Annotated in this window: 19 protein-coding genes; 12 read left to right on the top strand and 7 right to left on the bottom strand. The window is 60.6% G+C overall.

Annotated elements, in window-relative coordinates; translation table 11 throughout:
* The first annotated feature begins 6 nt into the window (after positions 1-6).
* The 10 genes from tagF (at position 7) to tssH (ending at position 13,039) form a co-directional block, all read left to right on the top strand.
* The gene (tagF, locus tag AC6R19_RS03655; RefSeq protein WP_500578191.1) at positions 7-678 is read left to right on the top strand and encodes a type VI secretion system-associated protein TagF; all 672 of its coding nucleotides are present in this window, start codon (positions 7-9) and stop codon (positions 676-678) included.
* A 258-nt stretch (positions 679-936) separates the two neighbouring features.
* The gene (locus AC6R19_RS03650) at positions 937-1,731 is read left to right on the top strand and encodes a hypothetical protein (protein WP_500578189.1); all 795 of its coding nucleotides are present in this window, start codon (positions 937-939) and stop codon (positions 1,729-1,731) included.
* Between the two features lie 145 nt (positions 1,732-1,876).
* The gene (tssA, locus tag AC6R19_RS03645; RefSeq protein WP_500578187.1) at positions 1,877-3,142 is read left to right on the top strand and encodes a type VI secretion system protein TssA; all 1,266 of its coding nucleotides are present in this window, start codon (positions 1,877-1,879) and stop codon (positions 3,140-3,142) included.
* 45 nt (positions 3,143-3,187) lie between these two features.
* Entirely contained in the window at positions 3,188-3,709 is a 522-nt protein-coding gene (tssB, locus tag AC6R19_RS03640) for a type VI secretion system contractile sheath small subunit (protein WP_500578186.1), read from the top strand.
* The gene (tssC, locus tag AC6R19_RS03635) at positions 3,706-5,193 is read left to right on the top strand and encodes a type VI secretion system contractile sheath large subunit (RefSeq protein WP_500578185.1); all 1,488 of its coding nucleotides are present in this window, start codon (positions 3,706-3,708) and stop codon (positions 5,191-5,193) included. The genes tssB and tssC (AC6R19_RS03635) overlap by 4 nt, the downstream gene beginning before the upstream one ends.
* Positions 5,194-5,300: 107 nt before the next feature.
* Complete coding sequence (tssC, locus tag AC6R19_RS03630; protein ID WP_500578184.1) at positions 5,301-6,812, top strand: type VI secretion system contractile sheath large subunit; 1,512 nt, start codon at positions 5,301-5,303, stop codon at positions 6,810-6,812.
* A gap of 2 nt (positions 6,813-6,814) precedes the next feature.
* Complete coding sequence (gene tssE, locus AC6R19_RS03625; RefSeq protein ID WP_500578183.1) at positions 6,815-7,288, top strand: type VI secretion system baseplate subunit TssE; 474 nt, start codon at positions 6,815-6,817, stop codon at positions 7,286-7,288.
* 160 nt (positions 7,289-7,448) lie between these two features.
* Entirely contained in the window at positions 7,449-9,278 is a 1,830-nt protein-coding gene (gene tssF / locus AC6R19_RS03620; RefSeq protein WP_500578181.1) for a type VI secretion system baseplate subunit TssF, read from the top strand.
* Positions 9,242-10,357, top strand: a complete 1,116-nt coding sequence (gene tssG / locus AC6R19_RS03615; protein WP_500578180.1) for a type VI secretion system baseplate subunit TssG — start codon at positions 9,242-9,244, stop codon at positions 10,355-10,357. The genes tssF and tssG overlap by 37 nt, the downstream gene beginning before the upstream one ends.
* Before the next feature lie 36 nt (positions 10,358-10,393).
* Positions 10,394-13,039 (top strand): type VI secretion system ATPase TssH, encoded by a 2,646-nt coding sequence (gene tssH / locus AC6R19_RS03610; protein ID WP_500578178.1) that lies wholly within the window; start codon positions 10,394-10,396, stop codon positions 13,037-13,039.
* A 53-nt stretch (positions 13,040-13,092) separates the two neighbouring features.
* Here the strand turns inward: tssH and AC6R19_RS03605 are convergent, their stop codons facing one another.
* From AC6R19_RS03605 to AC6R19_RS03575, 7 genes are all read right to left on the bottom strand, one after another.
* The gene (locus AC6R19_RS03605) at positions 13,093-13,800 is read right to left on the bottom strand and encodes a hypothetical protein (protein WP_500578177.1); all 708 of its coding nucleotides are present in this window, start codon (positions 13,798-13,800) and stop codon (positions 13,093-13,095) included.
* Between the two features lie 45 nt (positions 13,801-13,845).
* On the bottom strand, positions 13,846-15,015 hold the full coding sequence (locus AC6R19_RS03600; protein WP_500578176.1) for a lipase family protein: 1,170 nt from the start codon (positions 15,013-15,015) through the stop codon (positions 13,846-13,848).
* 2 nt (positions 15,016-15,017) lie between these two features.
* Positions 15,018-15,650 carry a DUF6795 domain-containing protein gene (locus AC6R19_RS03595; RefSeq protein ID WP_500578175.1) on the bottom strand — a complete coding sequence of 211 codons (633 nt, stop codon included), beginning with the start codon at positions 15,648-15,650 and terminating at the stop codon, positions 15,018-15,020.
* A gap of 2 nt (positions 15,651-15,652) precedes the next feature.
* On the bottom strand, positions 15,653-15,946 hold the full coding sequence (locus tag AC6R19_RS03590; protein ID WP_500578173.1) for a PAAR domain-containing protein: 294 nt from the start codon (positions 15,944-15,946) through the stop codon (positions 15,653-15,655).
* Positions 15,947-15,948: 2 nt separating this feature from the next.
* On the bottom strand, positions 15,949-16,527 hold the full coding sequence (locus AC6R19_RS03585; RefSeq protein ID WP_500578171.1) for a DUF6931 family protein: 579 nt from the start codon (positions 16,525-16,527) through the stop codon (positions 15,949-15,951).
* A 16-nt stretch (positions 16,528-16,543) separates the two neighbouring features.
* Positions 16,544-18,424, bottom strand: a complete 1,881-nt coding sequence (locus tag AC6R19_RS03580; protein WP_500578170.1) for a type VI secretion system Vgr family protein — start codon at positions 18,422-18,424, stop codon at positions 16,544-16,546.
* 198 nt (positions 18,425-18,622) lie between these two features.
* Positions 18,623-19,111: an Hcp family type VI secretion system effector gene (locus AC6R19_RS03575; protein WP_500578168.1), complete on the bottom strand. Its 489-nt coding sequence runs from the start codon at positions 19,109-19,111 to the stop codon at positions 18,623-18,625.
* Between the two features lie 618 nt (positions 19,112-19,729).
* Here AC6R19_RS03575 and AC6R19_RS03570 point away from each other — a divergent pair.
* Entirely contained in the window at positions 19,730-22,330 is a 2,601-nt protein-coding gene (locus AC6R19_RS03570) for a bifunctional serine/threonine-protein kinase/formylglycine-generating enzyme family protein (protein ID WP_500578167.1), read from the top strand.
* A gap of 98 nt (positions 22,331-22,428) precedes the next feature.
* Entirely contained in the window at positions 22,429-24,393 is a 1,965-nt protein-coding gene (locus AC6R19_RS03565) for a ShlB/FhaC/HecB family hemolysin secretion/activation protein (protein ID WP_500578165.1), read from the top strand.
* Positions 24,394-24,417: the final 24 nt, after the last annotated feature.

Raw genomic sequence — 24,417 nt, 5'->3', positions numbered from 1 at the left:
GGCAGGGTGGCAAACACAGTGGGACTCTTCGGCAAGCTGCCGGGGCACGGCGACTTCATCCAGCGCCAGCTGCCCGCCAGCTTTGTGACTCCCTGGGACGAGTGGCTGCAGCGGGCCGTGCACGGTTCCCGCGAGCTGGTGGGGGAATCCTGGCTGGACTATTTCCTCACCAGCCCCATCTGGCGCTTCGCCCTGTCCGCCGGGGTGCTAGACGAGCACGCCTGGGCCGGCGTGCTGGTGCCCAGTGTCGACAGTGTGGGACGGTATTTTCCCCTGACCCTGGCGGCCCCGGTTTCCGGCAGGGGCAATCCGTTCGCGCTGCAGCCGGGCGCGGATGACTGGTACCGGCAGCTGTCGGACCTGGCCGTGGAGGCGCTGCAGAACGCGCTCCAGGCCGACGAGCTGACGGAGCGCTTCCCGGCCTTTCCGGACAATGTCCCCGCCGCGGATGCGCCCGGGGGCGCCGGCGGAATCCATATGGCCACCGGCGACGGAAGTGGAATCACCAGCAGTTATCCGGGATTGCTCAACCAGTTGTACCGGCAGCACCACCAGAGTTTCGGTCTCTGGTGGTGCGCCGGCTCGCAGCACCTGGCGCCCACCGCGCTGCTCTGTCCCGCCCTGCCGGAGCCGACCCTCTACGCGTCCATGCTCGGCGCACAGAGCCTGCAGTGGTGACGGTGAACTGTTGAGGGGGCTAGTCAGGGCAATATTCCCGGCTTCTGTGGATGCGGATTTTTTTGAAAGATTGCTGTAATAAACTGTAATTGATCGGCTTCTCAATTTTCAGTTATTGTCTTGGGCGACTGGAATTGTCGCTGCTACTATCGCGAGCAAAACGCGACTGAGGAAGATTTTTTTCGGGGCAACATGGACTGCCGCTGAATCCGCGTATTTGCGGGTGTCAAATCAATGCACGGAACGCAGGTTACAAGAATGTCTTTTGAGGTTGTCTTTACGGGGGCGCTGCGCGACGGCTTCAGTCGCCGCCAGGGGATAGATACGCTGTGCCACAAGTTCGGGCTGGACTTCGATCAGGTCAAGCGCCTGCTGTCCGGTTCCCGCCGGGTGATCAAGCGGGCAGAAGAGCGGCAGCAGGCGGAAAAGATAGTCCGGGCCCTGTGGAGCGGGGGCTGGCATTCGGAGCTGCTGCTGGGCAATCGTGTCGTCTTCCGCACCGGTGAAGCGCGGCAGAGGAGACACCAGGCTGCCGGGCCTGACATGGTAAGGCACTACAGTGCAGATTCCATGATTTCCCTCTGTATGCCCCGCGCCTGGCAACCCTGCACCGACCTCAATCCCGGCGCCCTGCTCCAGGCCGGCGACCGGGAAAAGCACCACTATGTCGTCATCCTGAAACAGGCGCGGCGGGAACTGCCGCTGACCCTGACCCTGTCGGCATACGCTGCCGCACAGTTACAGCAGTGTGTGGCGAGGGTGTCGGCGGGACAGTTGTTGTCCGGCCCTGCAAATTCCCGGCACGAGCGTTTGCCGCTGTGTATCGCCGAGATGTCCGCGCAGTTGGACGGAACTTCGATTCGCTACCTGATTGCACATTTTCAATGCGAGCAGAATTTCTATACGATTTTCCTGTGGTGCGACGGCCGGGACTTCGATCGACAAAAGCCGATCTTTAATCGAATTATTTCGGCTTTCAATGTGAGGACTGGCGCGCGGGGCATGGAAACAGGTACGTTTGTGCAGGGTTCTGTCGAGGAATTCGTTTCGTAAAATTTATTTGATTAATTCTGTATTCAGTACACATTTTTCATAAGATTTTTTTCTCAAGGTAGTATTTATCTTGATTAGATGGCTGCACAATGTACTCTTCCAAGAAAATTCAGTTTAAGGGATTGATTGAATAAAAGGATCTTACATGGCCTTCCCCCACGTAATAGACATAGATGCACTGGTTGCGCCAATTACTGAGGACCAGCCAGGCGGCAGCGATATTCGCGAGGACCGCTCCCCCACCTCCGATTACTACACCATCAAGGACGCCCGCAACAGCGCCCGTGCCGCCGAGCGCTCGGCGATGTTCGACGACACTGATGCCGACCTGCTGGCGCCCTGGCGTGACGTGGCCAGGTCCGCCGAGAAAATCCTTGCCGGCCAGAGCAAAGACCTGGAGGTCGCCAGCTGGTACACCGAGGCGCTTATCCGCCTGCACGGTTTTACCGGTCTGCGCGACGGCTTTGTGCTGATCGAGCGGCTGGTTGCGGATTACTGGGACAGCCTCTACCCGGAACCCGACGAGGACGGCCTGGAAACCAAGGTGGCGCCCCTGGCGGGGCTGAACGGCGACGGCGGCGACGGCACATTGCTGATGCCGATCCGCAGCGCCGAGATCACGCCGGAAGGGGATTACGGGGCCTTTTCATTTTTCCAGCACCAGCAGGCCCGCGATGCCGACCGCATCGCCGATGACGAGGCCAAGGCGGCCCGCGTCGAGACCCTGGGCTACAGCCTCGCCGAGATCGACCAGTGCGTGAATGCGGCCAGCAACGAGTGGGCGCAGAACCTGGTGGAAACCATCGAGGCCGCCATAGCCCACTACAAGGGCATCAACGATGCGCTGCGCGCGAGCTGCGGCCAGGATGCGCCGCCGTCGACCAATATCAGCACCCTGCTGGACGAGGTCCTGCGCACCACCCGCTTTATCTACAAGGCGCAGCTGGAGGCCCTGGCCGCGTCCGCCGCAGAGGCAGAAAGCGAGTCCGCCGAGCCGGTGGCAGCGGTGCAGGCTGCGGCAGCGCCCGCTGCAGTCGCCGTCGCCGCCGGACCAGTGGCGTCGCGGGAGGACGCACTCAGGCTGCTGGAGGCAGCGGCCAAATACTTCCGCACCTATGAGCCCCATACACCCCTGGCCCCCGGCCTGGAGCGCTTGATCGGCTGGGGCCGCATGACGGTTTCCGAACTGATGACCGAGCTGCTGCCGGACGACCAGTCGCGGGCCGTCTATTCGCAGCTGACCGGCGTCAGGCTGGACGGCTCCGACACCCGCCGCTACGTGGCGCCGCCGGCGAGTGCGCCCTCACCCGCACCCGCCGCCGCGGCAGAACCGGCCGGTGCCACAGAGGCGGCCCCCGCCGATGAAGCCTGGAGCGGGGAGCCGCAGGCCGAGGCCAGCGTAGGCTGGTAACCATTTCACGATTCGCAGTCCCTAAATTAGGAAAGGAGACCTGAGATGTCTGAGAGCATCCACAACAAACTGAAGCGCGTGCGCAAGCCGCGCGTGCACATTACCTACGATGTGGAAACCAACGGAGCCGAAGTAAAGAAGGAATTGCCCTTCGTGGCCGGCGTCATGGGGGACTACTCCGGTGACAACGCCGAGAACCGCAAGGCCCTGAAAGAGCGCAAGTTCGTGCAGATCGACCGCGACAACTTCAACGACGTCATGGCCAAGGTCAATCCGAAGCTGAACCTGCAGGTGGAGAACACCCTCGCCGGCGACGGCAGCAAGCTGGGTGTCGACCTGGATTTCAATCACATGGACGACTTCTCCCCGGAGCAGATAGTGCAGCAGGTGGAGCCGCTGAAGCAGCTGCTCGAGGCGCGCAGCAAGCTGCGCGACCTGCTGAGCAAGGCGGACCGCTCCGAGGAACTGGAAAAAGTCCTCGAGGACATTCTGAAGAGCACCGAAAACGTCGGTGCCATCTCCGAGCAACTGGGCCTGGGCGATAAGAAGGAAGAGGAATCAGAATGAGCACCGAAGTAGAAAACGTAGCGGAAAGCGAAACCGAAGAGCAATCGGTCAATCTGCTGGAGCAGGCCATTGCCGCCACCAAGCAGACGGAGCCCCAGGAAGCGCAGGACCTGATCGCCAACCTCACCGAGCAGGTACTGAAGGGCACCGTCACCTGGGACCGCAACCTGACGCAGACGATCAAGAAAGCGGTCCAGGCCATCGACCAGGCCATGTCCAAGCAGCTGTCGGCGATACTGCACGACAGCAAGTTCCAGAAGCTGGAGGGCTCCTGGCGCGGCCTGCACCACCTGGTCATGAACAGCGAGACCGGGGCCACCCTGAAGATCCGCATGCTCAACCTGAGCAAGCGCGAGTTGTTCCGGGACCTGGACAAGGCGGTGGAGTTCGACCAGAGCCAGACTTTCAAGAAGATTTACGAAGAGGAATTCGGCACCGCCGGCGGCGAGCCTTTCGGCTGCATGATCGGCGACTTCGAATTCACCAGCCACCCGGAGGATATCGAACTGCTGAGCAAGATGTCCAACGTGGCCGCCGCCGGTTTCTGTCCGTTTATCTCCGCCGCCGGCGCCGGCATGTTCGGCTTTGAAGACTTCACCGAGTTGTCCAAGCCCCGCGACCTGGGCGGCATCTTCGAGTCCGGCGAGTACATCAAGTGGCGCAGCTTCCGCGACAGCGAGGACTCCCGCTTCGTCACCCTGGTAATGCCGCGCACCCTGGCGCGCACGCCCTACGGCGCCAACACCAAACCGATCGAGTCCTTTGACTTCGAGGAGTTCGAGGTGGACGAATCCGGCATGTCGCGCCCGGCGGAGCACAATCAGTACTGCTGGATGAACGCCGCCTATGTGATGGGCACCACCATGACCCGCGCCTTCGCGGAGAACTCCTGGTGTACTGCCATCCGCGGCGCCGAGGGCGGCGGCAAAGTCGAGGGCCTGCCGACGCATCTCTTCAAGAGTGACGACGGCGACCTGGACCAGAAGTGCCCGACCGAAATCGGCATCACCGACCGCCGTGAGGCGGAGCTCAGTGCCCAGGGCTTCCTGCCCCTGTGCCACTACAAGAATACCGATTACTCGGTGTTCTTCGGTTCCCAGAGCACCCAGAAGCCAAAAACTTACGACGATCCGGATGCGACCGCCAACGCCGCCATCTCCGCACGCCTGCCCTACCTGATGGCCACGTCGCGCATCGCCCATTACCTGAAGGTGATGGCGCGGGACAAGGTGGGCTCCTTTATGGAGGCGAGCGACTGCGAGCGTTGGCTGAACAAGTGGATCACCCAGTACACCAACTCCAACCCGGAAGCCAGCGCGGAAATGAAAGCCAAGTACCCGCTGGCCGAGGCGCGGGTCGAGGTGAAGGAAATCCCGGGCCAGCCCGGTTGCTTCAGCGCGGTGGCCTACCTGAAGCCATGGCTGCAAATGGAGGAACTGACCACCTCCATGCGCATGGTGGCCAATATTCCCACCGCGGGATAAGACCCGGGGCCTGCCCTCCCGGGCGGGCCTTTCCCCAGACTGAAAGTCACAATCCAGCCGGGAGATCGCGCGCTTCCCGGCCCGTTAATATCTGTGGGAGTTTTTCCGTGCCCGCTGCACCGACCGAGCAATTTTCCAGTGATCGCGATCAGTTGCTGCCCCCGCAGCTGATGGATGCCGGGCGCAGCGCATTGAAGAAATTCCTTGACGAGCCGGACGATCTCTTCGCCTTCGAATACTGGCTGACGGAGATCTGTCCCTGCCCGCACAGGGAGCAGTTTACGGTGCGACAGTGGCTGAGCCGCCTGGTGGCGGAACTGGACGAGGCCATCTGCGACCAGCTCAACGCCATACTGCACCACCCGGGTTTCCAGCGTCTGGAGGCCAGCTGGCGCGGGCTGTCGATGCTTGTGCACAGCGCGCCGCACTCGGACAACATCAAGATCAAGCTGCTGGACCTCAGCTGGCGGGATCTCAGCAAGGATATGGAAAGGGCGCCGGACTTCGACCAGTCGGGTCTCTTTCACCTGGTCTACAACGAGGAGTTCGGCACCCCCGGCGGCGAGCCCTTCGGCCTGCTGTTGGGGGACTATTATGTATCCCACCGGCCCTTTGCCGACCACCCCTACGACGACGTCTTCACGCTGCAGGGCATCTCCCACACCGCGGCCGCCGCCTTCGCACCCTTCGTCTGCGCGGCGACGCCGCAACTGTTCGGCATAGACCACTTCGACGACCTGGCCAAGCCGATCGATTTCGCCGAGGTGTTCCGACAGAAGCAATACATTCGCTGGAACGGCCTGCGGGATCTGGAGGACAGCCGCTTCCTCGCGGTGACCCTGCCGCAGGTGCTGTTACGCCAGCCCTACAACACGGAGTTTTCCAGCTACCGCGGCCTGCGCTTCGCCGAGCAGGTGGCGGCCTCCCACAACCGGAACTACCTGTGGGGCAATGCCTGCTTCGCCCTGGGGATGGTACTGATCCGCGAGTTCAGCGAGGTGGGCTGGTTCTCCCATATCCGCGGTGTCGCGCGCGATCACCTGGGCGGCGGCCTAGTATCCCAGTTGCCGGCGATTCCCTACAGGCCGGACAGCAAACCGGGCATGGTGCGCATGTCCACCTCCATCCTGGTGACCGACTTCGTCGAGCGGGACCTGGGGGAGCTGGGCTTCGCCTGTCTCTGCCACTGCTACGACACCCCCTACAGCGCCTTCAACAGTGTGCCCTCGCTGCAGCGCCCCAAGCTGTACACCACCAAGGCGGCCACCGCCAACGCCCGCATCAGTTCCATGCTGCAGCAGATCCTGTGCGCGTCCCGTTTCGCCCACTACATCAAGGTGATGATCCGGGACAAGGTGGGGGCCTACATGAATGCTGGCGACTGCGAGCGCCAGCTGCAGCAGTGGCTGGACCGCTACACCACCGGCCGCGACGACCTGTCCTGGGAAATGCTCGCCCGTTACCCCCTGCGCGAGGCCAGGGTACGGGTGGTGGATGAGCCGGGCAGGGTGGGCAGCTACCAGAGTGTCATTCACCTGAAGAGCCACTACACCGTGGATCACCTGGTTTCGGAGCTGAAACTGACCACGGCCCTGGCACAGATAGGGACGGTGCAATAGCCATGGCAAGAGAGAAGCGCCTGCTGGCGCCGGTACTGGATCGCCTGTTGGAGACGTCCCGCAACATGGACCTGCACCAGCCGCACCAGGTCCTGAGACAGCTGCGCGAGGGGGTCCGGCGGGACCTGGAATACCTGTTCAACACCCGCTACCGCTGCCTGTCGGCGCCCGAGACACACGCGCACCTGGAACATTCCAATATCAACTACGGCCTGCCGGACCTGTCGACGATCAACCTGTCGTCCCTGGACAGCCGCAAGCGCTTCTGCCGGGAAATCGAGAAAACCATACTGGATTTCGAGCCGCGCATCCGCTCGGTGAAGGTGACCACCCAGGACAAGGTGGATGTGGAGGACCCCAGTATCCGCTTCCGCGTCGAGGCGGTCCTGCACGTGAATCCCGCATCGGAGGTCATCGTCTTTGATTCGGCCCTGAATCCGGTGACCCAGACAGTCGATGTGTCGGAGATAATGTAATGGGCATCTCGATAAATCTACTGCGCGTGTGTGTGGCGGCGTCCGGCGGTGCTGGTGCGCCAGCCCGGTCGAATCCTCACGTACTAAAGTACGTTCCGCTCACTGCGTTCCGGCGGCCACCACCAGCCACCCGCTCGCTACAATTTCTAGAGATGCCCAAATGAGCGAAAAACTGATAGACCTCTACGAGCGGGAGCTGGCGTTTGTGCAGCAGACCGCTGCCGAGTTTGCGCGCATGCACCCGGCCGCGGCCTCGCGCCTGCAGCTCGACACGGACACCGTCGACGATCCATTGGTGGGGCGACTGATGTCCGGCTTCGCCTATATGAATGCGCGGGTGCAGCAGAAGCTCAGCGACGACTTCCCCGAGCTCACCGACGCGATGCTGGAGACCCTCTACCCGCACTACCTGAGGCCGATACCCTCCTGCGCCATAGTGCAGTTCGAGCCGGAGCCGGACCTGGACGGAATCACCCGTGTGGATGCGGATACCCTGCTGGAAACCGAGAGCTTCCAGGGCCAGACCTGCCGCTTCACCAGCCGCTACCCGGTGGATATCTGCCCATTCCAGGCGGTCAGCGCCAGCCTGATGCCGCGCCCCTTTATCGCGCCGGGCTGCAACGACATCCAGGGAGCCAACGCGGTACTGAAGCTTTCCCTGAAAACCCTGAGCCCGGACCTTAGCTTTGCCGAAATCCGGCCCGAGCAGTTGCGCTTCTTCCTGCGCGGCCAGTCAAGCCATATCTACGCCCTCTACGACCTGCTGCTGAGCAAGTGCGTCAAACTGGTGGTCGCCAACGGGGAGGCGGATCCGAAGCCAACTTTCCTGGAGGCGGACGCGCTACAGCAGGTGGGCCTGGAGCCGGACCAGGGGCTGCTGCCCTATCCGGACACTGCCTTTAGCGGCTACCGCCTGCTGACCGAGTACTTCGCCTTCCCGGAGAAGTTCCACTTTATCGATATCAACGGGCTGCAGTCCGCGCTGAACGACAGCTACGGCGATACGCTGAACCTCTATTTCTACCTGGCGGAAAACCACGACGAACTGGAAAAGCAGATAGCCGCGAGCATGTTTGCCCTCGGCTGCACACCGGTGGTCAACCTGTTCCCGCAGACCGCCGACCCGATTCCGCTCAGCCACGCCCAGTACAGTTACCACGTAGTGCCCGATGCGCGTCGCAGCGACGGCCTGGAGATCTATTCCATCGATGCCGTCAGCGCGACGGACGGCAGTGGTGTGACCACCGGCTACCGCCCCTTTTATGGCATCCAGCACAGCCAGCACCACGCCCAGCAGTCCGCCTTCTGGTTCAGCCGCCGCCGCGACGTGATCGAGGGCGAGCACCGCAACGAGCAGGCATCGGAGTTGGACATCTGCCTGGTGGACCTGGACTTCAACCCGCACCGCATCAGCGACCAGACCCTCGACCTGCAGCTGACCTGCTGCAACCGCAACCTGCCGAAGAAACTGCCCAGCGGCAACGCCCAGCCCTACCTGGAAATAGTCGACGGCGATGCGCCGGCGAGCCGTATCAGCTGCGTCGTCTCACCCACGGCCACACTGCGGCCGCCGCGGCGCGAGCGGGGCTACTGGCGGCTGATCTCACACCTGAACCTGAATCACCTGTCCCTGTCCGCCAGCGGCGGCTGCGAGGCGCTGAAGGAGATATTCCGCCTTTACGATTTCCGCGATTCCGCCAGCACCCGCAACCTGATCGAGTCGCTGCTGAAACTGAACACGCGGCCCATCACCGCGCCCATTCAGATAGACCAGAGCGTGGTGCTGTGCCGCGGCACCGAGGTGCAGATAGAGCTGGATTCGATGATGCTGGCCGGCTCCAGTCCGCTGCTGTTCGCCAGTGTGATCGAGCGCTTCCTCGGCCTCTACTGTTCCCTGAATTCCTTTACCCGCCTGATCGCCACCATGAGTGGCAGGGATGGAGAGCTGAAGCGATGGCCACCTCGCGCCGGCGACAAAGCCTTACTGTAATCGAGCGCCTGCGCCGCGAGCCCTACCGCTTCGACTTCTTCCAGGCGGTGCGGCTGCTGGAGCGCGCGGCGGTGATGGGCGGCGACGGCTGCGCCCGGGAGCCTATCGCCGGCTCGGCGCCGCCGTCGCGGGAGCTGGTGCGCTTCAGTGCGCAGTCCGGCCTGTCGTTCAACGGCGCCGATGTACAGCGCCTGGAACAGCGCGAAGGCGCAGGCGGTGAACTCAGCCAGTGGCGCATGGAAGTGGGCTTCACCGGCCTGATCGGCAGCCAGGGGGTAATGCCCTACTACCTGACCGAGCTGGTGCTGAAGGAACTGCGGGAAAAGAACACCGCGCTGCGCGACTTCCTCGACCTGTTCAACCACCGCCACGTGTCGCTCTTCTACCAGGCCTGGCACAAGTACCAGCTGCCGGTGAATTACGAGCGCCAGCACCTGCGCCGCGAGCGGGAGCCGGACCTCTTCAGTCACGCGCTGGCCTCCCTGGCCGGGCTGGGCACCAGCGAGATGCGCTACCGCATGCCGCTGCCGGACGAGGCGCTGCTGGGCATGGCCGGGCACCTGAGCCGGCAGCAGTGCTCCGCCGCCGCCCTGGCCGGGATGATCCGCCACTATTTCGGCCTCGACGTCAGCATCGAGCAGTTTCGCGGCCAGTGGGACGACTTGCCGGAGGATGTGCTCTGTCGCCTGCCGGGCCCCGGGTACCCCCAGGGCGTCAACAACTGCCTGGGCGTCAACACGGTACTCGGCACCCAGTGTTTCCAGGCCCAGAACAAGTTTCGCGTGGTGATCGAACCCATGGCCTACGAGCAGTTTATGGCCATAGCCCCGGGCTCCGGCAAGCTGGAAGCACTCAAGTCCTTTATCCAGTTCAGCGCCGGCGTGGAGATGGATTTCGACATCTCCGTGACCCTGTTTACCGGCCAGGTGGCGCCGGCGCAGCTGAGCCGGGAAGAAGCGCTCCAGCCGCTGCTGGGCTGGAATACCCATATGGCCGGTGAATGCGAGGGCGACCGGCGGGTGCAGATCACCCTGAGCGCCGACCGGGTCTCCCCGGACGAGGCTCTCCCCGCAGCCTGATTGCCAATCCGAAAACAGAAAAAAGGAACTTTGCCAATGATCAATATCGACCTGAAACGGCTGGTGGATACCATGACGCCGCACATGCGCGATTCCCTCGAGGGCGCGGCGGGGCTCTGCCTGGCGCAGAGCCAGTACAACGTGGAACTGGAGCACTGGCTGCTGAAACTGCTGGACCAGTCGGATACGGATCTCTACCACCTGCTGGAGAAACACGACTGCAATCCTTCGCACCTGGCCAAACAGCTGGCGACCGCCATCGCCGGCTTCAAGTCCGGCAGCAGCCGGCCGGCGGCGCTGTCGCCGACCATCGTCGAGGGGGCCAAGAACGCCTGGATGCTCGCCTCCATCGACTACGGCCACCGCGCCATCAGCTCCGGCCACCTGCTGGCGGCGCTGCTGCTGGAGGAGACCTCCCGCCGCCAGCTGCTGGAGTCCTGCCCGGAACTTAAGAATATTGCCCCCGAGTCCATCCGCGAGACCGCCCGCGCCATGTTCGGCCACAGCGGCGAATCCAATCACGTCAGTGCTGCCGGCGGGGAGGAGGGTGCGAACGCCGTCGCCGCGGCGGCGAGCAAGGCGCCGGCGCTGGACAAGTACACCGTCAATCTCACCGAGCGCGCGCAGAAGGGCGAGATAGATCCGGTGCTGGGTCGGGACGAGGAGATACGCCAGTGTATCGATATTCTCACCCGCCGCCGGCAGAACAACCCGATACTGACCGGCGAGGCCGGCGTCGGCAAGACCGCGGTGGTCGAGGGCTTCGCCCTGCGCATCGTCAGCGGCGACGTGCCGGAACCCTTGAAGGGCGTGGCCGTGCGCACCCTGGATCTGGGCCTGTTGCAGGCGGGTGCCAGCGTCAAGGGCGAGTTCGAGAATCGCCTCAAGTCGGTGATCGCGGAGGTGCGCGCCTCGGCCACACCGATCATCTTGTTTATCGACGAGGCGCACACCATGATCGGCGCCGGCGGCAAGGAGGGGCAGGGGGACGCCGCCAACCTGCTCAAGCCGGCCCTGGCGCGCGGCGAGCTGCGCACCATCGCCGCCACCACCTGGGCCGAGTACAAGAAATACTTCGAGCGCGATCCGGCCCTGACCCGGCGCTTCCAGGTGGTAAAGGTCGAGGAGCCGAGCGAGGACAAGGCCATCGATATGATGCGCGGCATCGCCACGACGCTGGAGGAACACCACCGGGTGCGCATTCTCGACGAGGCCGTGGTCGCCTCGGTAACACTGTCCCACCGCTATATCCCCGGCCGACAGCTGCCGGACAAGTCCGTCAGCCTGCTGGACACCGCCTGCGCGCGCGTGGCCCTTGGCCAGTCGGCGACGCCGGGTGCGATCGAGGATGCCAGGCGCACCATTGCTCGCGCCAGGACGACCAGCGAAAAGCTGCAGCGTGAGAACGCGGCCAGCGGCGCCCACGAGGAGCAGCTGCAGGCCCTGGCCGAAGAGCAGGCCCAGGCCGAACAGCGGCTGGCAAAGCTGGAAAACCAGCGCACCCACGAGCTTGAGCTGATCGAGCAGATACACAAGCTGCGCGACCAGATAGAGGAACAATTCCAGAGCGAATCTGCGGATCAGGCCATGATGGCGGACCTGAAACAGCAGCTGCAGTCCCTGCACGCCCAACTGGCGGAAGTGCAGGGCGATACACCGCTAATGCAGCCGGCGGTGGACGAGCAGGCGATCGCCGAGGTGGTGGCCAACTGGACCGGTATCCCGGTGGGCAAGATGGTCAGCGACGAGATAGTCGCAATACAGACCCTGGCCGAGCGCCTGAACAAGCGCGTAATCGGCCAGCCCCACGCCATAGAGGCGGTGGCGCAGGCCATCCGCACCTCCCGCGCCGGCCTCACCGATCCGCGCAAACCGGTGGGGGTGTTTATGTTCTGCGGCACCAGCGGCGTGGGCAAGACCGAAACCGCCCTGGCCCTGGCGGACGAGTTGTTCGGCGGCGAGCAGAACATCACCACCATCAACATGGCCGAGTTCAAGGAGGAGCACAAGGTCTCCATGCTGCTGGGCTCCCCGCCCGGCTACGTCGGCTACGGCGAGGGCGGCGTACTCACCGAGGCGGCGCGCCGCAAGCCCTATTCGGTGATACTGCTGGACGAGATGGAAAAGGCCCACCCGGGTGTGCAGGATATTTTCTACAACCTGTTCGACAAGGGCACCATCAAGGACGGCGAGGGCCGCGACATCGACTTCAAGAACACCGTGATTATCATGACCTCCAACGCCGGTGAGGAGGCCATCCGCGCCATCTTCAGCCAGGTGGAGGAAAAGCCGGAGCCGGATGTGCTGTTGGACAATATCCGCCCGCATCTGCTGCAGAAATTCAAACCCGCGTTCCTCGGCCGCGCCAATGTGATCGCCTACTACCCACTGGACGACGAGGACCTGGTGGAGATCTGCAAGATCAATATGCGCCGCATCGAGAAGCGGGTGAAGGAGCACTACGGAGCCGGCTTCAGCTACGATGAGGACGTCCTGATCAATATCGTCGCCCGCTGCCAGGAGTCGGATACCGGCGCGCGCAATATTGAGGTGATACTGAACCGCACCCTGCTGCCGTCACTGGCCAGTGAGTGCCTGGACAGGATGGCCAAGGGCAAAGAAGTTACGGCCATCCATGTGGGGGCGACCGAGGAGGGCGATTTCAGCTACCGGATAAGCTGATTTTTTCATGTCCATCGCGAAACGCCCGGCGTGCCGAGCGTTTTGCTTTATTGTCAGTAGAGAATCGCGTAAACCACGAGGCTGGCGAAGGCGGAAAGCATATAAAAATAACCGCCCACCGCAGAAAGTGCCCCGCCACTGCCAGTTTCCAAATTCCTGAGCCCCCTGCGAACGCTGATGAGCAGGAAAAGAAAGCCCAGCAGCATGAACCAGAAGTAGTGACCGGTGAAGAAGGGCAGGATGGTGATTGCGGGAATCAAGAATAATAGTGACAGAAAGACGGAATCCGGCTTCTTCGGCACTGCGGCGAGCAGAAAACAGACGACGTACAGCGCAGAAACCCAGTAGACCGACCAGGAGGATCGCCCGTCAATGCTGGCTTCCGCCGCTTCCTGTGGCGGGGCCTCAGCAAAACCTTCGTGGAAAAATATGAAGTAGGCGATGATCGTTAGCAGGTAACTGCCCGGAGCCAGCGCGATGACTTCGGGCGGGCTATCCAGCCAGCCTTTCTTATAGCATGTTAATTGCGCCAGGTATGAAGCCAGAATGATCGGTAAGGTATAAACCAAACTGGTCCAAAAGCTTTCCGTATAGAAAAGCGCCATGAAGGGTGCAAATAATACAAGATCACTCAACCGGTCAGATTTGCGCTCTAGACTTTCACTCTTCTTTCCCTTCCTGCCGGCCGTATAGCAGTCAATGATTGCCAATATTATGGCAAAAAAACATAAAAGTACGGCCACCGATAGATTTTCAGTCATACTTGATGCTGCATTTTATTTCGTGGGTGGCCGGTTTTGACGGGCTTAAATAGCCCGCCCGTCAGCTAGTGTATTACTCAATGCTTGCTTGCTGATTTCATTGACTCGAGCAGAAAGTTTAAGTAGTAAGCCGCGCAGAAAATCGTGTGTAAGGTCAGCAGCTTCAATAAGTTTCCGCATGCCAAGAAATTGGGCTATCTTGCGCATCAGCAAAAGAACCCACCCAGATATAGCCTCTGCAAAATCAATTCCCTTCTTGATAATATAGGCAAGTCGATCCATCAGTGTGAAGTAGGTCGAAGCTCCGAAGTCTATGATTCTTCCCGCATACTCGAAACACTTTTTGAGTACATAGACTATGGCATCATTGATCCACTCTATGGCTGATATGGTGGGGCCAATAACGGCATTCGATTTCAGCCAAGTCTCCACCCCGGAATCTGTACGCTTTGGCGGCCTCATTGCATATATCTGTTCCCAGGATTTTTGACCGACCGATTTACCATATAAAACCATGTCATGGTAAGTTTTCCAGGGAACAAGTCCTGGGGAGGGAAGAAAGTATTCTTTATCTGAGCTTGGAGTGTGAACAAAAGGCCATATTGGTATGCAGGGGACTATGTCTGTCCTGTGGTACACGCGAAATATATTTTCTTCCCGAAGTAAACTGGTGCATTTCTCTGAGAAACCTATCAATCCAACTCTAGGGCTCCCATAGGTATACAGTCTTGGGGTGTGCGCTGTGTTCTTTGATATCCATTCCGCAGCAATGGTGGCGAGGGCCCCACCTAGGCTATGTCCAAGACAGTGAACGTCAGTGCCGGTCGGCAATGCATTCACGAAAGGGCGGATTTGGGGCAACATTGATTGGAATGCTTTGTTGAATCCGTCGTGAACTGCTTGCCCGCTGGCTGACTTTGAAAGCGTTATATTTAAGTTGGTCAACCAGTCTGCCAGGTACTGGGTGCCACGAAACAATATATATGCGTTGCCTTTATATTCTCCTTGGCCGACTAGTAGAAAGCCGAAAGCGGTTCTGACCTTTATGGCTCCGGGGCCTCCGGTCTTGCCTTTCAGAAGATTGTTTTCAAAGAATGCCAGCTTCCCATTGTATTCTTTGTTTAGATAGGCGATTGCAGCTTCAATTGTGTTAAGTTTCGATAGTGCGTATACGTCTCGAGAAAGGCTGACAGACTGTAGTGGAGTCAATTCCATAGCTAAAATCCCTTGTTTACATTGTCCGGAACAACGTCCCATGTACACTTGGTTATAAAAGGCTGGCCATCAACCTCTATAACTTGATTCTCACTGTTGACTTCACAGGTCACAACCAGTGGTTTCCCTTTCGACTCAGAGTTTTCATCCTTGATACGCTTTACTCCATCCCAAATGACGTGTTCTGTGCCATCGATGGAAACAACCAGAAGTTGACCGACTACGAACTCCTGCGGCAGCAAGCTTAAGGCACTGCGCTCAAACAGGGCGGGCATCTCAAAATAGCCGTCGTCGTTAGTTTTCGTTTGATCTGTCTTTTTTTTCTGGTAAGAGGTTGTTCTGGTTACGGTTATGTTTGGAATAGGGTTCCCGTCTTTCAAGATGACCCCGGAAATGCTCGAAAAAGTGCATACCTTTCCCGCATCGAATAGTGACATGGCAGAAATCTCCGTGCTCAAAAGAACAAGAACCAGAGCAAAGGTTCCTGTAAGAAAACTGGAAACTGGGCTGAAGCCGTTTCGGGCAGCATAATAACCAGAGCAAACACCAGACCCGCGGGGTCGCTGGTCTTCAACAATGGTTGTTGTGCCTATGCGAAATTGCTTGTAAAACTTGTTAAAAAACTCTTTCTTCAAGGCTATCCACCAATCAGTACGGTCGGGTACCCGACCACGATTTTGCCCCCATGCGCAGTAGTATCCCCCATCCGCGCCGCCGGCTTCCCCTGGATCATCACGGTCGTACTGCCCATGGCGATGGTGTCGGGCGGACCCACACAGGTGCAGGTGCTGCCGACCGTGGCCGAAGGCATGCCGCCAATAATCACCGTGGGGCCGCCGGGGCTGAGTATCGGGCCGCCGACATGGGGAACCGTGCCGGTCACCATCGGGCACACGTGCATGTCTGTTATGCGCGAAGCGGGTTTTCCCATGTCTATTCCTCTACTCTGCCGTTGCCGCCGCGGGCCAGGTCCAGGCCCTGCTTCATGTAGCGGATAAAGCGCTCGCCGGGATCCACCGGGTCTGATAACACAGCCGCCAGGGTCACGCTGCCGGCTACGGCGTGGGCGTATAGGTGGTCGGGGGGCTCTATGGCCGGCTCGCCCTCCGCGGCCAGGCTGCCGTGGCACCAGCTGGCTGCGGTGGCTGCCCAGCTGGCGGGGGTCTTGTGTTTGGTTTTCTCACCCATGGCCTTGCACTTCAGGCGGGCCTCTTCGCTCGGCTTCACGGCCCAGCTCTCGGCGGCAAGGAGCGCGTTGATATTGTCCTCGTCAGTCTGCGGGTTCTGGATATCGCGGGCCGCCAGGCAGGCCCACCAGACGGCCTCGCGCTTGGGCAGTCCGTGTGCCAGCAGCTTGATGGCGTCCGGGTAGAGGCCGGCTTTCATCAGGCGGTCGATACTCACTTCCGGTGCGGTATCCGGTACCAGGTGTTCCTCGGCCTCCTCGCTAACGTCGAAGTTTTTCAACAGCTCAGCGGCGGTCAGGGCCTGTACTTTCACCAGGTCTGTCATTACTCAACTAACTCCATCAATTGATCATGGTCACGCCGCCTTTCAGTGTCAGCATGCCGCCGCCCTTGACCTCAGCGGTGGCATCGCCCTTGAACGACAGGGTGGTGCCCTTGATGGTAATGCCGGCGGGGGTCAGCTTGATACTGCTGGTTCCAACCTTGAGCTCTATGGAGGTCTTGGATGTGATCTTGATCGCACCCATGGCGTCCGTGGTCTGGGTGCCCTTGCTGATCTTGAGGGTGTGATTGCCGGCGCCGAGGGTCGTTTTCTGGTTACCCTTGTCGATATTGACGGTCTGGTCGCCCTTGGCAATGGTGACCGTCTCGCTGCCGTCGGTGACGGTGACGCTGCGATCCTGCTTGATCTCCAGGGTCTGCTTGTTCTCGATCTTGCCGGTCTGGTCGTTGTGGATCACAAAGTTGTGGTCCTTGCCGGCCTCCATGTAGATCTCTTCCTTGCCGCCCTTGTCGTCGAAGCGCAGCTCATTGAACTTGCTGCCCTCATACTCGGTTTTCCAGCCGCTCTGGGTGGCGGTGTAGTTGGGACCCGGGTTGTCGCCGTTGTAGACGGCGCCGGTAATCAGCGGGCGGTCCGGGTCGCCGTTGATATAGGTCACCACCACTTCCTGGCCCACGCGGGGCACGAAGTTGGCTCCCCAGTTTTTGCCGGCGAAGGACTGCATCACGCGCACCCAGCAGCTGTTCTGCGCGGAATTCCATGGGAACTTCACCTTGACCTGGGTGTAGGGATCCTGGGAGCTGTCGGAAGCGGTGGCCTTGACCTCCAACACCTGCGCCACCTGCGGCGAGTGAATGCGATTGGCACAGATATGCGGATCCGGGCGCGGCATTACAGCCGCAGGCACGCAGCTGAAGCTGTTGTGGAAGTGGGTGTCCTTGTTGTTGCTGTCGGTGACGGACAGCTGCACGGACGTGAGCAGGTACTTGCCCTTCTCCGTCGCCAGGGTGTGGTCGAAGTTGAAGCGGCCTCCGGCGCTGAAGCCCGGGCAGTCGCTGCGGCCCTGGCCGATATCGAACATTGCCTCCTGGGCCTCCATGGAGCGCTCGGCGAGGGCCTTGTGGTAGCTGTCCTTGAATTTGTGCTTGTGTTCGCCGTCGGCCTCGAAATGGTTCAGGCCATAGAGGCTGCGTATATAGCTGGAGACATCATTGAGTTTGCTGGTGGTCTTCACCTGCTGCTTGTTGTCTTTGGATACGGTGAATTCGCTATAGTCCTTAAGCTCGAAGCCGCCGCCGTGGTAGTTGAAGTGGCGCTGCCACTGGCTGACGGTGTGCTTGGTGGGGTGGCTGCCGCCGCCGTCGTACTCCACCTTCTCGCTTTCGCAATCGTAGAAGTCCTGCGGGTCGTCGCAGAGTACCAGTTCGTGTTGCCCGTCCGTGTGCTTGAAGTAGTAGGCGATGCCCTCCTCGGCCATCAGCCGGTTGACGAACTGAAAGTCGCTCTCATCGAACTGCACGCAGTACTCCCGGGTGATGTATTCCCCGTTGAGTTTGAGTGACAGCTTGATAACCTTGCTGTATTCGCCCAGCACCTCTTCCAGTATCTGCTTGGCGGATTTTTTCTCGAAAACGCGGTTCTTGCCCCCGAGGCTGGTGAACCAGAATCCGGGCTGGACCACGGCCTTGTAGCTGCGCATACCCTCTGCATTGACATCGAGCATCGAGAAGTGGGTCACGAAACCGTTGATGAAGCGCGGTTTCCTGGCGTGATGTACCGAGACCGTCAACGCCTTGCCGACAATGTCGCCCTGGGTAATCGTGTGGTTGTCGGACAGCAGCTGCAGCTCGTAGCGGAATGGCTTGGAAATGTGTTCCTCACCCTGCAGTGCCGTGGCAATGAACGCGTCCTTGCCGACAGGGCTGTCGACGTGGATCATTCGTTTATCTTGATTGAGAGTAGACATACTCAGCCCCAACTATCCCTAACGGTGCTTGCAGTTTGCGCACTACGCGTTGCGCTGTTCCGGTTTTTTAGCGAAGCGCTCACAGAAACGCTCGGCTAAAAAACCGAGGGGCCGCAGCCCGCAGCCCTTGGCTGCAGGCCTCGGCCCCTGCGGTGAGAACCGAAAAGCGGCTTACAGCGCCTCGGCGGTAGCCAGGTTGTAACCCACACGCATATTCTTCGGGTTCTTGTTGGTCTTGTCCGCGTGGTTGAGGTCGGCCTCGATCTTGGAGAAGCTCAGGGAGATGGACTCCTGCGGAGCGCCGCCGGCGGAAGCACTGATGCTGTAGGAGGAGATCATCGCATCCTCCAGCTTGTATACCGCGTACTTCTCAACGGAGTTGGCCCCGGTCTGGACCACGTGGAACTCAACCTTGACACCCTCGTCGCCGGTGACGGAGGCCTTGAACAGGCCGCCGGAAGCGGAGTCGATGCGCTTGGTTACGGTGATCTCGCTGATGCTCGGGCGGGAAGCTTCGCGGTTGGCCATGGCACCGGCTTCCATGCTGATTCCGCGGCCGACGCCAAAGTTGAAGCTGTCCACCTCGATCCAGTCTTCGTAACCCTTAGCGGTTACGTTGCCTTTCGGTGCGTTGTTGTTGAAGTTCATGTAAATAGCCATGAGTAATCCCTCGTGGTGTGGTCTGTGACATGGGTGGTTCATCCTTTACCACCGCGGAATCGCAGCAGTTCAGGTCTTGCCGCAACGGCAACTGGACGCATTTAAGCAGAGCTTTTTGCAAAAAAAAACCGTGTTTTTCAGTTATTTAATCGACTCTGGCACGAATTTCCCAGGCCGATTGTCCGCCGCTTTGCTTTCTGAATGGAAACCTTCGGAATATTCACTCTGACCCCATTTTTGATTGGCTCTTTTCTTCGTGAATCGATTTAAATGGCAAAAGCGCAAAGTTGAAATTATTCGATTAATTTTGCTGCTGACTCGGGCACCAATTTCTAGTGAAAAAAATTCCACTAAGTGCGTTCCCGAAGTAACGCTCGTGTAATGGCTTGTAATTTTGCGAGAGAAATAGGATTTCGATCACATTTTTTCGGGAAGTTTGCACATCCGTTTTATTCAGGAGAGTTTTTGTCAGCACATTTTCCGGAGCGGTCATTGTTGCTGTATAGGCCCTTCGGTATACTTCGCGCCTGCTTTGTTGACCAGTTATCGAAGACAGGGTTGTCAAATGCTCAATGTGGCATTCGGATGTGTCGCAATGAATCTTCCAGGGAGGCGGATTTGAACGATAAGACGCGTATAGCCAGGCCGGGTAAGTCTACTGAAGCCAAACCCATCGAGAAGGCGCTGGACGATGGCGATACGACCGTCTTCGTCGGTAGCGACAACACCGGCGCCAACGATCATCCCCCGGTGAGTTCCAACCCCGGCCTGATTCCCACCGCTGCGGCCGGCTTTACCGCCGACGCCACGGTATTCAAGCCGATTCCCAAAGCGGCCGAAAACGCGGATGCCACCCGCCTGGTCGCTGCCGCCCCGGCGCGCGAGGCCGTGTTTTTTGAGTCTTCGTCTTCCGGTGCCGTCACCAAAACGGTGATCAAGGGCCGCTTCGAGCTGGACAAGCTGCTGGGGAGCGGTGGCATGGGGGCCGTGTACAAGGCCCTCGACCGCCGCAAGCTGGAGGCCAACGACAGCGAACCCTATGTGGCAATCAAGCTGCTGAACGACGACTTTCGCCAGCATCCCGATGCCTTTATCTCGCTGCAGCGCGAAGCGCGTAAATCCCAGACTCTGGCCCACCCCAATATCGTAACCGTCTACGATTTCGACCGGGACGGCGATCGCGTCTTCATGACAATGGAGTTTCTCGAGGGTGCGCCGCTCGACAAGCTGCTGCGCGAGCACGCGGATGTCGGCCTGGAATTCGAGCGGGCCTGTTCGGTCCTGCGCGATATCTCCCAGGCGCTGATCTACGCCCACTCCCACAGCATCGTCCACTCGGATTTCAAGCCGGGCAATATTTTCGTTACCAACAAGAAGGGGGCGAAGGTATTCGACTTCGGCATTGCGCGCGCCGTCTCCGGCGGCGTGTCCGGCGTCGGTGAGAAGACCCTGTTCGACGCCGGCACCCTGGGCGCGCTGACCCCCGCCTACGCCAGCCTGGAAATGCTGAAGGGCGCCGAGCCGGCGCCCAGTGACGACGTCTACGCCCTCGGCTGTGTGGCCTATGAGCTGTTCGCCGGCAGGCACCCATTCGACAAGTTGCCGGCGGACCGGGTCCTGGAGAAAAGGCTGAGACCGGAGCGGATCAAGGGGCTGAGCCGCAAACAGTGGCGAGCACTGGAATCCGCGCTGGAACTGAAGCGCGCGAACCGCACCGCTACGGTAGAGGAATTTGTCCAGCGCTTCTTCGTCAACAACACCTGGAAGTGGGTTCTGGGTGCCGCCTTTACCGTCCTGCTGGTGGGGGCAGGTGTAGCCTACAACCACTTGGAACAGAAGAGTGCCGCCGAGCAGGCGCGGGCAAAGGTTGAACTGGCAGAGCTGGAGCAGAAGCTGCAGCGCGAGGCGCTGGAGCGGCGTATCGCCGACAAGCGCGAGGCCATCGACCGCCTGATCGGGTTGAGCATCCTGACCCCGGCCTGGGAGGACGACCTACGGGTAGAACTGCAGGAGTACGCCGAGTTAAATCCTTCGGATGAAAGCTATCTGGAGTCGTCGCGCCAGCGGATCTACGATCTCTTCATCTCCGCCGCCACCGGCCAGCTGAATCTCGGTAACCTGGACCAGGCGGACGGCATGCTGGCCAGTGCCGCCAACTGGTATGGGGAGTCCAGCGAGGCCGCGGCCATCAAGTCGCAGCTCGCCCAGGAGCGCGAGGAGCTTCGGGCGCGCCTCGAGGCCGAGCGGCTGGCCGCCGAGCGCGAGGCCGAGCGATTGCGGCAGCAGGAGCTGCGCCAGCAGCGCCTGGCAGCCGCGCGCGAGAAACAGCGGCAGATAGACGCCGTACTGGGCGAGATGGAGCTGGCGCTGCGCTGCGGTTTCAAGATGAACATCGGGGATGTATCCACCCAATTGAACCGGCTGGCGGAGCTGGATGCGACCAAGGCGCAACAGGTCCGCCCGGTCCTGGGCGAGGAACTGAACGGCTGTTTCACCAAACTGGCCGCGACCGACCCCCTCCGTACCGAGCCCCTGTTGCAGGAAGCGCAGGCGTTCCTGCCGAACCAGCTGGTACTGCAGGAGTTCAAACTCGATTTCTGTGGCCACCTGCGCCCCGGCAGCGGCGGTCGCGGTGACCGCTACACCTGTGCCGATCGCCTGGCGAACGGGGCAGATGCGCCGACCATGGTGGTCGTAAAAGGCAGCAAGCATGTGCCACTGGTTGTCGGCAAGTACGAAGTCAGCAACGGCGAGTTCAAGCAGTTCTGCCGCGCGACCGGTAGCTGTGGGGATCTGTCGCTGGGCGCCGACGACCTGCCGGTACAAAACATCAACATTTCCCACGCGCGCGCCTACCTGGAGTGGCTGAGTGCCCAGACGGGCTACGACTATCGCCTCCCCGGCGAGCGGGAGTGGTTTGCCGCGGCCAGCGCCAACGGCCAGCAGGAACTGGCGGACCGCAACTGCCACCTCAAGTACGGCGGTATCGAAAAAGGGGCGGAGCTGGTGGCCGCCGGGGCCGGCTCCGGCAACGCCTTCGGGCTGGTCAATCCGGTGGGCAATGTACAGGAATGGGTGCTGGGCGAGGACGGCCAGCTGATGGCCGCGGGCGGCAGCCGCGAGGATCCGATGAGCCGCTGCCTGGTGACGACCAAGCGCTATCACAACGGCGAGGCGGATACTGTCACCGGCTTCCGGGTCGCCCGGGACCTGAACTGACCTGAGAATATTTCTCCGGCCGGCGCACCTGATGCCGGCCGGATTTATCGCGTTACCGAAACATAAGAATCGCTACAGGGATTTGTAAAGGGGTGGATATGCTCGCGCGCTACAGAAGTCCGTTGGCCATTGTCGGAGCCGGTTTGCTGTTACTGCCGTCGGCGGGGTACTCGCAGGAGGGGGAGTCCAGCTTCCGCAGCCGCGTCAGGGAGGCCTTCGACCAGGATATTCCCACCGTCAGCGAGACGGATGTGACGCGGGAATTCCTGCAGCGCACACAAGAAGCCCGCGATCCCAAGCTGGATGTGGATATCCCCGAGGTTTCCCGGCGCAGCGAAGGACCGCGGATCACCGTCAGGAAGTTTGAATTCCATCGCCTCAAGGAATACCCGGAATACGGTATCGACCGGGAAACCGTGGAGAAGCTTGCCGAGGAACTGCGGGTTAAATTCATGAAGGAGGACCAGATCCTCGCGGGCGGCTATACCGCCGAGAACCTGGAGGAACTGGCGCTGCAGCTGGACGGCATGGGCGCGCGCTACGATGCGGAAAACCTGGGGCCCCGCGAACTGCACAGGCTGGTCAACATCATCGATAAGCAGAATGCCGAGCGCGGACTCAGCTTCGGTGACCTGGAGGAGATAGCCGCGGAACTGACCAGCTTCTACCGCAGGCAGGGCCTGTTCCTGGCCCAGGTACAGATCCCGGCGCAGGAAGTCCGCGACGGGGTGGTGACCCTGACGGTGCAGGAGGGCCTGCTGGGCCAGGTGGTCGCGGAAAACAATCAGAAGTACACCCTCGAGCAACTCGCCGAACCTTTCGAAGACCAGCGCGGCCAACTGGTCAGCCACGAGAATGTGGAGGAGGGACTCTACCTGCTGAACGACCTGCCGAGCCTGAATATCACCGGCTACTTCAGTGCCGGGGAGAATCCCGGCGAAACCAAGCTGAACCTGCGGGTGCGCGACGAGCAATCCTGGCGTGCCGTAACCCGTTTCGACAATCACGGCTCCGTTTTCACCGGCGACCAGCGCGCCTTTACCTCGGTAGACTGGCTGAATCCCCTCGGTATCGGCGATGCCCTGACGATCGGTTACCTGAAATCCTATCAAACGGAGAATCTTTCGGGGTTCGGCTCGGATCTCGGCCAGTTCCGCTACAGCCTGCCGCTGTTCGGACCGCGCACCCGCCTGCAGTTTTCCGTCGACTACAACGAGTTTTCCCTGCGCGACAACGATGACAAAAACAATGTCATCAACCTACTGGAGATCACCGGCGTCAATGAGAGCTACGCCCTGACCCTGGACCACAAGTTCCGCCGCTCGCGGGATTTCAACCTGACCGGTTCATTCAGCCTGACCGACAAAGAGTCCGAACTGGAGGCCATTATCGAGCTGCCGGAGCCCGGCGATCACGTCTACGGCGGCGAGTTCGGGCTCTATATGGACAGCCTGTCGAACGGCGCCGTGCCGATGCTGAATATCCTGAACGCCAAGATCCAGTACGGAGAACACCAGAACGAGGTGGATCCGGAACGCGGTGACAACTTTGGCAAGTTCGCCGCGGATACCAGCTCGCTGCTGTTTATCCCCATGCCCTTCAGCGACAACAAGTCGCGCCTGATCGTCAAGAGCCGCTGGCAGTACAGCGACAAGAGCCTGCCGGCCTTCGAGCAGTTTTCCCTCGGCGGCGCCAATGGCGTACGCGCCTTCGACGTGCGCGACTTCTCCGCGGACAGGGCGGCGATGCTGTCGGCCGAGTGGTATCTGGACCTTCCCGAAGCACTCAATCCCCGCCTGTTCGGCAATCGCCTGAACGACATCGTGCAGGTGGCACTGATCGCCGACGGCGCCTACGGCGTGGTGAACAACTACGAGGACGATGTTTACGACGACTGGGCCACCTTCTCCGGTGCCGGCCTCCTGCTCAAGTTCAGCTGGGAAGAGGCCTTCACCAGCCAGATATCGGTGGCCTGGCCCACCATGGCCAAGTCGTCGATCGAGGGCACCGGTGACGACCCGGACGATCCGACCATCTACGCAGATTTCTCCTTCTTCTTTTAACTGATTCCCCATTCTATCGACTGC

Source organism: Microbulbifer sp. SE14, assembly GCF_059834885.1.
Note: the sequence above shows the minus strand (reverse complement) of the source record. Positions and strands in the feature narration are given on the sequence as shown.